Raw genomic sequence first — 12,636 nt, 5'->3', positions numbered from 1 at the left:
CACTAGACTGACCGGTGGTCATCAAGGCAAGGAGGCCGGATGCCGACGGTCACATGGGCACGCGTCGACCCCGCTCGTCGCACCGCGATCATCGAGGCGGCCGAGGCCGAATTCGGGGCCCACGGATTCTCGTCGGGCAGCCTCAACGTCGTCGCGCGCCGGGCCGGCGTCGCCAAGGGCAGCCTGTTCCAGTACTTCGCCGACAAGCGCGACCTGTTCGCGTTCATCGCCGACATCGGCAGCCAGCGGGTGCGGGTCTACATGGAAAACCTGATCCACAAGATCGGCCCGGAGCGGCCATTTTTCGATTTCCTCACCGAATTGCTCGACGGCTGGGTCGCCTACTACGCCGAGCATCCGCGAGAACGCGCGCTGCACGCCGCGGCCACTCTGGAGGTCGACACCGATGCCCGCATCAGTGTCCGCAGCGTGATCCACCGCCACTACCTGGAAGTGCTGCGGCCCCTGGTGCGCACCGCCCAGACGCGCGGCGACCTACGTGCGGACGCCGACACCGACGTGCTGCTGTCGTTGCTGCTGCTGATCTTCCCGCACTTGGCCCTGGCCCCCTACATGCGCGGCCTGGACCCCATCCTCGGGCTCGACGAACCCAGCCCCGAACAGCCGGCCCTGGCCGTGCGAAGGATCGTCGCGGTCCTCGCCGCCGCGTTCGCCGCACCGGATGCCTCGCGTGCCCCAACCCCGATGCGATCTGAGGAGGTCACATGAACAGAACACGAGTCGCCTCAATGATCCAGGGTGGCCTCAACTGGGAAAGCTTGCCGCTCAAGCTCTTTGCGGGTGGCAACGCGAAGTTCTGGAATCCGGCCGACATCGACTTCTCCCGCGATCGCGAGGACTGGGAACGCCTGACCGACGACGAGCGCCACTACGCGACCCGGTTGTGCGCCGAGTTCATCGCCGGCGAGGAATCGGTGACCCAGGACATCCAGCCGTTCATGGCCGCCATGCGCGCCGAGGGCCGGCTCGGCGACGAGATGTACCTGACGCAGTTCGCCTTCGAGGAGGCCAAGCACGTCCAGGTGTTCCGCATGTGGCTGGATGCCGTCGGCGTCACCGACGACCTGCACCCGTTCATCGACGATGTCCCGACGTATCGCGCGATCTTCTACGAGGAGCTGCCGCAGTGCCTGAGCGTGCTGGCCGACGATCCGTCGCCGGCCGCCCAGGTCCGTGCGTCGGTCACCTACAACCACATGGTCGAGGGGATGCTCGCGCTGACCGGCTACTACATCTGGCACAAGATCTGTGTGGAGCGCGGCATCCTGCCCGGCATGCAGGAGCTGGTACGCCGTATCGGCGACGACGAACGCCGCCACATGGCCTGGGGCACCTTCACCTGCCGGCGGCACGTCGCCGCGGACGACGCCAACTGGGGCGTGTTCGAAACGCGGATGAACGAGCTGATGCCGCTGGGACTGCGGCTGATCGAAGAGGGCTTCGCCCTTTACGACCCGATGCCTTTCGGTCTGTCGACGGAGGAGTCCATGGCCTACGCCTCGGACAAGGGGATGCGCCGCTTTGGCACCATTGCCAGCGCCCGCGGGCGTCCGCTCGGCGAGATCGACCTCGACTACTCGCCGCTGCAGCTCGAGGACACCTTCGCCGAGGAGGACCAGCGGGCCCTGGCCAGCGTGTAACGGCACCAAGACCACGGGTGTGGGCCTTCGGTACGAAAATTACGGACGTCCGCAGGCCCCGCTCTCGGCGCGAAGGCTATTCGACCTTGGTGCCCCCACCGGAATCACCGCTTTCGGGTTGGCCCACCCAGACGGTCTTGGCGTTGCAGAATTCGCGGATGCCCAGGCCGGCGAGTTCGCGGCCGTAGCCGGAGCGTTTGATGCCGCCGAAGCCCAGCTCGGGGTAGGACACCGTCATGCCGTTGATGAAGACCTGGCCGGCCTCGATCTCGTCGATGAAACGCTGCTGCTCGGCCTCGTCGTTGGTCCAGGCGTTGGACCCCAGCCCGAAGGTGGTGGCGTTGGCGATCTCGATGGCTTCGTCGATGCTGGCGGCGCGGTACATCGAGGCGACCGGGCCGAATACCTCCTCGGTGTAGAGGGCCATGTCCTTGCCGATCTCGGTGACCACGGTCGGCGGGTAGAACCAGCCCGGCCGGTCGGGAACCTCGCCACCCAGCCGCAGCTTGGCGCCGGCCGCGACGGCGTCGTCGACCTGCTTGGCGATCTCGTCGCGCCCCGATTCGGTGGCCAGCGGGCCCACGTCAGTGTCCGGGTCGGTCGGGTCGCCGACCTTGAGCGCGCTCATGCGTTCGACGAACTTGTCGACAAAGGCGTCGTAGATGTCGGTGTGCACGATGAACCGCTTGGCGGCGATGCAGGATTGACCGTTGTTCTGCACGCGGGCGGTCACCGCGGTCTTGACCGCCTCGTCCAGGTCGACCGACGGCATCACGATGAACGGGTCGCTGCCGCCGAGTTCGAGCACGGTCGGCTTGATCTCGTCGCCGCAGATCGCCGCGACGGATTGGCCGGCCGGCTCGCTGCCGGTCAGCGTGGCCGCGGCCACGCGCGGGTCGCGCAGGATGCGCTCGACCGCGCTGGACGACACGAGCAGCGTCTGGAAGCAGTCGGGCGGGAACCCGCCGCGGGCGATGACATCGGCGAGATACAGCGCCGTCTGGGGCACGTTGGAGGCGTGTTTGAGCAGTCCGACGTTGCCGGCCATCAATGCCGGGGCGGCGAACCGCACCGCCTGCCACAGCGGGAAGTTCCACGGCATCACCGCCAGCACCACTCCCAACGGCTGGTAACGCACGAAGGCCTTTTTCGCCCCGACCTTGTCCGCCTCGGCCGGTTCGTCAGCCAACAGCTGCTCGGCGTTTTCGGCGTAGTAGCGAAAACCCTTGGCGCACTTGAGCACTTCGGCCTTCGCCGATTTCAGGGTCTTGCCCATCTCCAGGGTCATCATGGCCGCGACCTCGTCGGCCTCCTGCTCCAGCAGGTCGGCGGTCGCCGTTGCCCATTCGGCACGCTGGGCGAAGGTGGTGTTGCGGCGGTAATCCTTGAACCGTGCGTACGCCCGCGCGATCGCGGCGTCGACATCGTCATCGGTCGCGGAGGTGAAAGTCTTGACTGTCTCACCGGTGGCCGGGTTGATCGTCGCGATTGACACGCTGACATCCTTCCCTTGCTGTCTTTTCTCTGTCTTTTCGCCAAGGTGACAAAACGTTCAACACCTAGCCTGCCACTATCGTTCCCTATAGGGAGGTGGCGGATGAGCACTGCGGCTCAGCTGATTGTCAAATGCCTGCAGAATGAGGGGGTTGCCGTCGTCTTCGGCATCCCCGGGGAGGAGAACATCCGGTTCGTCCAGGCGCTGGCCGCGTCCGGCATCCGCTACATCCTGACCCGGCACGAGCAGGGCGCGGCCTTCATGGCCGAGATGTACGGCCGGGTGACCGGACGCGCCGGGGTGGTCTCGGCGACCCTGGGGCCCGGCGCGATCAACATGCAGCTGGGCGTCGCCGACGCCACCACCAACAGCACCCCGCTGGTCGCGATCTCGGCACAGGTCGGACAGGACCGCGAATACAAGGAGTCCCACCAGTACGTCGACCTGGTGTCGATGTACGCGCCGATCACCCGATGGTCGGCCCCGGTGCCGACCGCACGGGCCATACCGGAGATGGTCCGCAAGGCGTTCAAGGTCGCCGAGACCGAACGGCCGGCCGCCGTGTACCTGGCGGTGCCGGAGCACATCGACGAGGACGACGCCGATTACGAGCTGGAGCCGTTGCCGCGCAACGTGGTTCGTGCCGACGCGCCGGCCGCTCGACAGGTGGCGCGGGCCGTCGATATCCTGCGGAGCGCGCAACGTCCGGTGCTGTTGGCCGGGCACGGGGCCGCGCGCAGCGACGCGACGGCGGCGTTGGTGCGCTTCGCCGAGGAACTCGGGATCCGGGTTGCCAACACCTTCCACGGCAAGGGCGTGATGCCCGACGATCACCCCAACAGCATCGGGACCGTGGGGTTCATGCGGCACGACTACGTCAACTTCGGGTTCGACAACGCCGACGTGGTGATCGCCGTCGGCTACGAGTTGCAGGAGTTCGACCCGGTCCGGATCAACCCGCAGGGCGACAAGAAGATCATCCACATCCATCGCTTCCCGGCCGAGGTGGACGCCCATTACTCGGTCAGCGTCGGCATCATCGGGGATATCAGCGACTCGTTGAACCAGCTGGCCGACGCGCTGTCGGGTTGCAGCTTCGACGGCGCCGAGGTGCCGGGATCGGGTTTGTTGGACGAGGAATTCGCTCGGGGGCAACAGGATTCACGATATCCGCTGGCCCCGCAGCGCGTCGTCGCCGACACCCGGGCGGCGCTGGGTCGCTCCGACGTGGTGCTGGTCGACACGGGTGCGACCAAGATGTGGATGGCCCGGCTGTATCCAACCTTCGAGCGCAATACCTGCCTGATCTCAAATGGGTTGTCCACCATGGGTTTCGCGCTGCCCGGCGCATTGGGTGTGCAGCTGGCGCAACCTGACGTCAAGGTGCTGGCGGTGGTGGGTGACGGTGCCTTCCTGATGAACTCGCAGGAGATCGAAACGGCGGTGCGGGAGAAGATCCCGCTGGTCGTGCTGATCTGGGAGGACGGCGGCTACGGTCTGATCGAGTGGAAGATGGACCTTGAACTCGGCGAGCATCACTACGTGCGTTTCGGTAATCCCGACATCGTGCAATATGCGCAAAGCTTCGGCGCCAAGGGGTATCGGATCTCTCACGCCGACGAGCTGCTGCCGACGTTGCGGGCCGCGCTCGACGACGACGGGGTGTCGCTGATCTGCTGCCCGGTCGACTACTCCGAGAACCTGCGGCTCACCGACCGCCTCGGCGAGCTCGACGAAACCCTATAGGGCGCTGCGTTTTAGCCAGGGCCGCCAGCGATCAATGCTGCCTGGTCCGGTCGGTCGCGGCAGAGGACGATGTCGACCGCATCCCAGGACAGTACGCGCTCAACTCTGTACGCAACGTGCGGTGCCTGCCGGATCGAAGCGCCCGAAGCGGGCCTGCCGCTAACAGCTAAGAGCCTTGTCCTATCAAACTCGGTCAGCGCCAAGAGCTTTCGCTCATTCGATGCGGGCGTCGCAGGATCGACGCAACCGCACCCATCGCGAGATTGGGCTATCGTCGGAGATACAGCTGGTCGAAAAGAAGCCGCGTGACAACCGGTTTGCACCACTCGAGGGGAGAGGCTATGGACGCATTGCCGGGCGTTGACCTCACTGGCAATTTGGCCGGTGACTTGCACGGGGTGTTACGCGAGGCCGCGCGGCGCGGCCCGTTGGCCAGGGATGAGATGACTGGGGCCATTGTCGCGCTGCGCCAGCGCGATGTTGAGCTATTGGTGCGTGACAAGCGGCTCAACGGCATCGGCTTGACGTTGTTCGACATGATGGGCATCACCGACGGGCCGTTACGGGATTGGTATGCCCGGTTGATGTTTACCACCGAGGGCGACTATCACCAGCGGATGCGAGCACTCGTCTCGCGTGCCTTCACGCCGCGGGCCGTCGCCGCGCTGCAGGATAGCGCGGCACAGCTGGCCGCCGCGGCGATCACGTCGGCCGGCCAGAGCGGGGATATGGTTCCCGCCGGTGCGGCCGTGGCGGCCGGATTGACCTGCCGTCTGCTCGGGGTGCCAGATGGCGATGTCTCGATGTTCGCGCGCTGGGCGGACGCCCTGAGCCCGGTCTTCTTCGTGATGACCCCGGAGCAGATCGATGATGCGACGCGCGCTGTGGTGGAGTTGCAGGGCTACGTTCGCGACCTGATCGGTCGGCGCCGCGGGGCCCCCGGATCAGATCTGATTACCAGCCTGCTCGACGCCGAGGTCGAAGGGCAACGGCTTACCCATGACGAAACGGTCGTCATGATCTCTAACCTGCTTGTGGCAGCGCACGATACGACTGGAAGTCAAATTCCCTGCAGTATCCTGGTCGCCCTGCGGCACCGCGACCAGCTGGACGGCGTTGCGGAGGATTCGGCGCGTCTTTCCGCGGTCGTCGCCGAGACGATGCGGATGGAACCCAGCGTCCCCCTGATTCCTCGCACTGCCGTTGCGCCGATCGATTTGTATGACACGGTCATCCCCGCCGGAGCGATGGTGTTTCCGTGCATTGCCGCGGCCTGTCGTGACGAGTCGGCATGGGAGGATCCCGATCGGTTCCATCCCGATCGCTTCATCCGCCCGGGGACCCCGAGACCACTGAATTTCGGTGCCGGCACGCACTATTGCCTGGGTACCGCGCTTGCGAAGCTCGCAGTGGAAGAGTGCATACGGGCGGTGTTGGCAGAAGTGCCGCCGCTGTACCTAACCGAGGATCCCGCTGCCATACCGTGGCGACAGGTGCTGGGTCGTAGTCCAACCCGACTCCTGGTCGGTTCCGAGCGGCCGGCCTTACGGTAAGGAGCCCAGACATCAACATCGACGACTACCTGGGCCTGTTCGGCGAACCCGGCGCTGCGCTCACCGAAACGGCCTGGGTTGCCCACGCCAACGAGAACTTGACGCCCAACCTCGCGGCGTTGAACGCGCGGTTTCTCGACGGGTCCCGAGATGAGCGCTGGTTGCGGATGTCGTACGAACCCGGCCCCGGGGCATACAATTTCGCGCAACTCAGCGGTGGGTCGATGGCCGAGATGCTGGATCAGACGGCCACCCATTGCGGCTCGCTCGCCACGGGATGTCCCTGCCCGACGCTGAGCATGTCGGTGACGATCCTGCGCGCGGGAACGGCGAAAAGCTATGTGGCGACGGGCCGGATCTTAAAGCTGACGAAGACCAACGCCGTGCTGGGCGCTGACCTCGATGACGATTCCGGCCGCCGGATCGCCACGATCACGGTGGTGTCCCAGCTCATCACGGACCTCGGCCGGCTAGGTTAGCGAACGGACGTCGGCGGAACGTACTGGCCCACCAGCGTGCGGTGCCACCACGCCCGGTCGCGCCGCAACTCGGCCGGTGAGGTGAACCGGTACGCAAACAGTCGCGCCCGCACGTACTGCGGCGGGGCGTCCGGGAACGGGTTGTGCCGCAACAGCCGCAGCGTGGGGCGGTCGTTGCGCAGCAGGCGCTGCATAAACGGCGCCAGCCACGGTTGGGCGTACCCCGGCGAGATTGCGGCGAACCACATCAGCCAGTCCAGCCGCAGGTGATACGGCGCCCACTGGCGGGGTAACCGGGTCACCGTGCCGGGCTTGCCCTTGAACTCGTATTCCTTCCAGACGGTCTGCGGGCTGATCCGGGGTTCGCCGGTACCCTCGATGACCACCTCGTAGCGGGTCCGGCCGATGGTGCCGAACGCGCCATAGGTGTTCACCAGATGAAAGGCATTGAACGACATGTTCATTCGCTGCTGGCGAGACAGCATGTTGCGCACCGGCCAGTATGTCAGGATCAGCATTGCGCCGGCGACCGCGGACACCAGGGCGACGAACCACGGCGGTGACGCCGCCGGCGGCGCATGCCCCGGTATCGGCAACAGCCGCGCCACCGCGGCGTCGTCGATCGCGCTGAATGCCAGCACGATCGTCACCCAGTTCAGCCAGGCGAAATTGCCCGACAGCACCAGCCACAGCTGCGTGACGACGACGATCACCGCGGCCACGCTGGCCACGGGTTGCGGCGCGAAGAGCCCGAACGGCACCACGAGTTGCGCAAAGTGATTGCCCGCCACTTCGATCCGGTGCAATGGTTTCGGCAGGTGGTGGAAGAACCAGCTCAACGGACCCGGCAGCGGCTGGGTCTCGTGGTGGTAGTACAGACAGGTCAGATCGCGCCAGCAGGGGTCGCCGCGCATCTTGATCAATCCCGCGCCGAACTCGACCCGGAACAACAGCAGCCGCGCCAGCCACAACGTCAACATCGGCGGCGCGACCCGGTCGTTGCCGAGAAGGACCATCAGGAATCCGGTTTCCAGCAACAACGATTCCCACCCGAACGAATACCACGCCTGCCCGACGTTGACGATCGACAGGTACAGCGTCCACACCGTCAGCCACAGCACCATCGCCGCCCACAGCGGGACCAGGTCGGCCGCCCCGAGCGCAATCGCCGCCGACAGCGCCGCACCGCACCAGCACACACCCGCGAACAGCCGGTCGGAATAGTACAGCTGAAAGATGCTTGGTACTCGCCAAAATGACTGCCGCGCCAGGTACTTGGGTACGGGCAGCATTCCGTCGGCACCGATCAACGCCCGGAATTGTCTGGCCGCGGCGACGAACGCAATCAGGTAGATGACCGCAATCCCGCGTTCCAGCACGAATCTGCCCACCCAGTAGTCGGGTGCAGAAAACCATCCCATGGCCATCACTCCTTGGGCGCCCGAAATGTCAGTCGCCGGGTGCCGCACCTCGCCGCCTGGGCAGCACGACCGCCGACGCGGCGACGGCGGCGACCGAAATCAGCGCGAGCAGTTGCACACTCGCAGAATGCCCGGCATAGCCGTCGACCGCGCGCCACGGGTGTCGCGACAGTGCCGCTCCGGCCAGAATCAGCCCGCCGGATGCCGCCGCGACGGCGGTCCGATCGCGCCATCGGTCATGGCGCCGCAGCGCGTAACCCAGGCCCAGCATGCCCGCGACCACCACGACGCCGGCCACTCCGGCGATCAGCGCCGCGGCCGCCGCGACGGCGACGGCGGCCCAGGGGCCGGGGGACCAGGGCGTCGCCGGCGGATCGTCCGAACGTCCCCGCCGGGTGCGCCACGACGCCAGCAGCGTCAACAGCGGCAGCAGCGCCAACCCGAAGGCCAACCCGGCCCGGTACAGGCCGTTGGACGCGAACGTCAACGTGATGGTGCCGGGATCTCCCGGCGGCACCAACCAGCCTTGCTGCCAGCCGTTGACGGCCACCGGAGTCAGCCGGGTCCCGCTGCCGGTGCGGGCCGCCCAGCCCGGGTTGATGCTTTCGGGGATCACCAGGACCCGCGAGCGGGCCGAGGCCGCGGCGCGCACCTCGCGGTGATCGGGACCCCACCGCTGGGTCACCGCTGCTGTCCTGGAACCGCCTGCGGCGCTGGGCAATTCGGCCAGACCGGTGGCCAGCAGTTGTGCCCCGTCGACGACGAATGCAGCGCCGGGGCTGACCAAGAATTCCTGCTGGCCGGTCGGCAGCGCGATCGGGTTGCGATCGCACGGCGCGACGGGAACCGGCGCCCCGTCGAGCAACGCGGCCGCCGTGGTGCGGATCGAGGTGTGCACGAACCTTCCGGCGACCGCGATCACCGGGCCGTGGTCGCAGTCGACGACGATTTCACGCGACCGGTTGCGGGCCGCGTCGGCGGGGGCGACGGGATGGCCGTCGGTGCCGAGCACCGCGATCTCGGCCAGGCCCGGCGGCTTGAGCTGGTCGAACCCCAGCGCGTTGCGGTCGATGATGTCTTGCCAGTCCAGCAGGCTGACCGTCACGGTGTCGGTCACCCGGGACCGCAACGGCAGCGTCGCAGCGGCGCCGTCATCACCGGGCAGCACTTGGCGAACCTGCGGGCCGTCGCCGAGGTCGACAGCCACCATCGTCGGCCGGGCGGGCAATGTCGAGCGGCTCGGCAGCAGCCGCAGCCCGGTGACCTCGGTGGGGCGCGGCAGCGTCAACGTCAGCGTGGGCGCCGTCTTGTGTTGCACCACCCGTTGCGGCGCGGTCCAGGCCGTGGCCGGGTCGCCGTCGGTGGCCGCGAACGCCGAACCGAGGATGTCGACGGTATCGGAATCACCTTGGGCGCGAACGGTATTCGGCTCAGCGACCAGGTCGGCCAGCTTGGGGCCCTGCCGCGGGCGGACCCACACCCGCGGTGTCACCGCCACCGGCGTGGGCACGGTCAGGGTGCGGCTGAAGTTGACCGGCTCCTCCGGGGCCAACGACATTGACGGCGCGCAGCGCACGCTGTCGGCCGCGGCCGCGCAGCCGGGCCGGCCGAGTAATTCCGAGCCGAGGTCCCAGCCCGCGATCGCCGAGCCCGGCGGCGGCCCCGGCACCCGCACGGTGTGCCGCAGGTCGACCGGGTGCGCGAACCCGGAGGCGTCGTACTGGGTGATGGACAGGTCGGTGATGCCGAACTGCACTCCGCTGGATCCGTCGTCGGTGCCGGCGGCGGTGATCCGCACCCAGGGGGTTTCGCCGTAGGGCAGTGCGGCGGTCAGCGGCGTGCCGGGCTGGTCGAACCGCAGCGTGGTGCTGCCGGTGGCGGTGTCGATCACGATGCGGCGAACCTGGGAGCCGACGGCGGTGGCGCTGGGGGTCAGGGTGATTGCTGCGTTGGTCACCGGGTGGTCGAAGGTGACCTGCAGCCATTGCCCGACGGCGGATTGCAGCGCGTTGGTCACCCAGGCCGTGGCCGGGTCGCCGTCGACCGCCGCCGCGGGGGAGGTCGCCGGTGCGACGTCGGGCATGGCGGTGGAGTCCGAGGACGAACTCGATGCCGTGATCCGCCCGCCGTTCCAGCCGCCGACGACCGGGGCGGCGCCGGGGACCGGATAGTCCGGCACTCGGTTGAAGGTATGCCTGCTGTCGCCGTCGGCCCGCACCGCCGACGCATGCTCGTCGACCCGGCCGTAGTCGGTCTCGCGCGCCACCGGGGTGTCGGTGACGGTGACCGCGGCACCGGGGGGCAACGGCAGGCCGGCCGCCCGGGCGTCGGCGGTCATCAGCACCGGACCCAGCGGCGGCTGGCCGAGCAGTCGGCGCCGCTCGTCGAGGCGCAGCAGCACTTCGGGCCCACCGTCGACGCGGGCCAGCCCATCCGCGTCGGCAAAGTAGGGCGCGCCGGGTGCGCCGGGTATCGACACGCGGTAGATCTGCACCGCGGGGTAGCGCGGGCGCAACCCGCTGTCGGTGACGAACCCGGTCACCGTACCCGGGCCCACCGGCTCGCCGAACTGTGCCACCTTCTGCAGTCGTGGGGAGCCGTCGATCGCGCGGTGCACCAGGATCGGGCGGGCCGACCGCGACGAGTCCGGATCCAGATCGTTGCGCACTACGACGTACGAAATACCTTGGCGGGCAAGGGTATCCGCGAGGCCGGCGGACGGAATCCCGGCGGCGAAGAGCCGCTGCACCGAGTCCAGCGCCCGGATGGTCTGCGGCGGCGTCAGCGGGATGGAGTCGCGCACGCCCCATGGGCTGGTGCCGAGTACCTGGAGTGGTTCGTCGTGCGTGGTGCCCCAAACCTGGGTGGCGAACGGAGCACCGGGAACCACCAGCACGCGGCCGGGGGGCGGCCCGCCGGCAGGCGCGGCGTTGTGCGTGCTGAGCCAGTCGGCGGCGTCGTGCCAGTAGCGCGGGATGGCGTCGAACGTGCCCGGCGGTGTGAGCCGGGCGGTCCACGCCAGCGAGGTGCTGACCATCAGTGCGGTCAGCACCACCACCGTCACGGCGACCCGTTTGTCGCGCTCGGGATGGGCGAACGCAGGCAACCACTGTGCTCTTGGCGCGCTGCCCGGAAGCGGCACTCGGCCCAGCAGCTCGGCGACACCGAGCACAATCGGGATGCGGATGACCGATTCCAGCTTGTGCACGTTGCGCAGCGGCGCGCCCGCGGCGTCGAGAAACAGTTGCACCTGATGGGCCAGCGGCGAACCCAGCCCCCCGGAGTAGCCGACGGCCATCAACACCACCCCGACCAGCAGCATCGTCGCCAGCCGTCCGCGCGCCGGCATTCGCGGGCTGGCCAACCCGGCCAGCCCGGCGGCGGCGACCAGGCAGGTCGCCAGGATGGCCGCGGACCCGGTCACCAGCGGGGCGCCCGCGGTCGCGGTGGGCGCCACGAACGGGGTCCAGCTGTCGGTCCCGCGCAGCATCTCGACCAGCGAGGACCACTGCGTCGTCACCCCGGAAGACTCGATGAAATCAAGGAATGGGGGGCTGACGTTGCGCAGCAGGACCAGCGCCACCACCCACCACAGCATGGCCAGCGCCAGGCTCACCGCCCACCACGCGGTGTAGCGCCACCACACCCGGTTGGGCCGGTGGCACGCCCACCAGATCACGGCCGGCAGACAGCCGGCCAGGGTGGCGATCGCGTTGACCGCGCCCATCAGCGCGACGGCCAACCCGGCCTGCGCGGCCAGCGCGCGCACCGAGCGGCGGCCGCGGGCTTGCAAAGCCAGGATCGTGGGCAGCAACACCCAGGGTGCCAGCATGATCGGCAGCGTCTCCGAGGAGATGGATCCGAGGGTGGTCAACACCCGCGGGGACAGCGCGAACGCGGTCGCGCCGATCAGCCGCGACGTCGGACTGCCGATCCCCAGCGTCTCGGCGACCCGCAGCACGCCCCAAAAACCCACCGTCAGCAGCAGCGCCCACCACAACCGCTGCGTCATCCAGCCCGGTACCCCGAGCAGATGACCGATCAAGAAAAAGGTGCCGTGCGGAAACAGGTAGCCGTAGGCCTGGTTCTGGGTCTGCCCGAACGGCAGCTCGCTGTTCCACAGGTTGGTCGCGCGCAGCAGGAAGCGCACCGGGTTCGCGGTGAGGTCGAGTTTGGTGTCGGGCGAGATCTGCCCGGGCGATTGGGCGAACGTCAACGCCAGCGAGATCGCGCCGACCAACAACAGCCAACGGCGGGACACGGGTGTGGCCGGCGAGCTCG

At 68.1% G+C, this 12,636-nt stretch carries 8 protein-coding genes; 5 read left to right on the top strand and 3 right to left on the bottom strand.

Annotation, left to right across the window (positions count from 1 at the left end; translation table 11 throughout):
* Positions 1-39: 39 nt before the first annotated feature.
* Entirely contained in the window at positions 40-729 is a 690-nt protein-coding gene (locus tag AWC25_RS11420; protein WP_069399921.1) for a TetR/AcrR family transcriptional regulator, read from the top strand.
* The gene (locus tag AWC25_RS11415) at positions 726-1,661 is read left to right on the top strand and encodes a R2-like ligand-binding oxidase (RefSeq protein ID WP_069399922.1); all 936 of its coding nucleotides are present in this window, start codon (positions 726-728) and stop codon (positions 1,659-1,661) included. The genes AWC25_RS11420 and AWC25_RS11415 overlap by 4 nt, the downstream gene beginning before the upstream one ends.
* A 76-nt stretch (positions 1,662-1,737) precedes the next feature.
* Here AWC25_RS11415 and AWC25_RS11410 read toward each other — a convergent pair whose 3' ends face one another.
* Entirely contained in the window at positions 1,738-3,156 is a 1,419-nt protein-coding gene (locus AWC25_RS11410) for an NADP-dependent succinic semialdehyde dehydrogenase (protein WP_069399923.1), read from the bottom strand.
* 102 nt (positions 3,157-3,258) lie between these two features.
* Here AWC25_RS11410 and AWC25_RS11405 point away from each other — a divergent pair, with 102 nt between their 5' ends.
* The 3 genes from AWC25_RS11405 to AWC25_RS11395 all read left to right on the top strand — a co-directional run bounded on the left by AWC25_RS11405 (position 3,259) and on the right by AWC25_RS11395 (position 6,934).
* Entirely contained in the window at positions 3,259-4,902 is a 1,644-nt protein-coding gene (locus AWC25_RS11405; RefSeq protein WP_069399924.1) for an acetolactate synthase large subunit, read from the top strand.
* 398 nt (positions 4,903-5,300) lie between these two features.
* Complete coding sequence (locus tag AWC25_RS11400; RefSeq protein ID WP_158089739.1) at positions 5,301-6,455, top strand: cytochrome P450; 1,155 nt, start codon at positions 5,301-5,303, stop codon at positions 6,453-6,455.
* Positions 6,456-6,622: 167 nt separating this feature from the next.
* Positions 6,623-6,934 (top strand): PaaI family thioesterase, encoded by a 312-nt coding sequence (locus AWC25_RS11395; RefSeq protein WP_069399926.1) that lies wholly within the window; start codon positions 6,623-6,625, stop codon positions 6,932-6,934.
* Here AWC25_RS11395 and AWC25_RS11390 read toward each other — a convergent pair.
* Complete coding sequence (locus tag AWC25_RS11390) at positions 6,931-8,355, bottom strand: lipase maturation factor family protein (protein WP_085166836.1); 1,425 nt, start codon at positions 8,353-8,355, stop codon at positions 6,931-6,933. The genes AWC25_RS11395 and AWC25_RS11390 overlap by 4 nt on opposite strands.
* A 28-nt stretch (positions 8,356-8,383) precedes the next feature.
* A complete protein-coding gene (locus tag AWC25_RS11385; RefSeq protein WP_085166801.1) occupies positions 8,384-12,616 on the bottom strand; it encodes an alpha-(1->3)-arabinofuranosyltransferase in 4,233 nt (1,410 codons plus the stop codon).
* Between the last annotated feature and the right edge of the window lie 20 nt (positions 12,617-12,636).

The sequence above is a fragment of the Mycobacterium sherrisii genome, from assembly GCF_002102355.1.
In the GTDB taxonomy this organism is placed as follows: domain Bacteria; phylum Actinomycetota; class Actinomycetes; order Mycobacteriales; family Mycobacteriaceae; genus Mycobacterium; species Mycobacterium sherrisii.
This window is presented reverse-complemented; position numbering and strand designations above follow the sequence as displayed.

Coding starts and splice junctions, on each gene's coding strand:
- AWC25_RS11420 (WP_069399921.1), top strand. CDS start 40: ATGCCGACGGTCACATGGGCACGCGTCGACCCCGCTCGTCGCACCGCG.
- AWC25_RS11415 (WP_069399922.1), top strand. CDS start 726: ATGAACAGAACACGAGTCGCCTCAATGATCCAGGGTGGCCTCAACTGG.
- AWC25_RS11405 (WP_069399924.1), top strand. CDS start 3,259: ATGAGCACTGCGGCTCAGCTGATTGTCAAATGCCTGCAGAATGAGGGG.
- AWC25_RS11395 (WP_069399926.1), top strand. CDS start 6,623: ATGTCGTACGAACCCGGCCCCGGGGCATACAATTTCGCGCAACTCAGC.
- AWC25_RS11390 (WP_085166836.1), bottom strand. CDS start 8,355: ATGGGATGGTTTTCTGCACCCGACTACTGGGTGGGCAGATTCGTGCTG.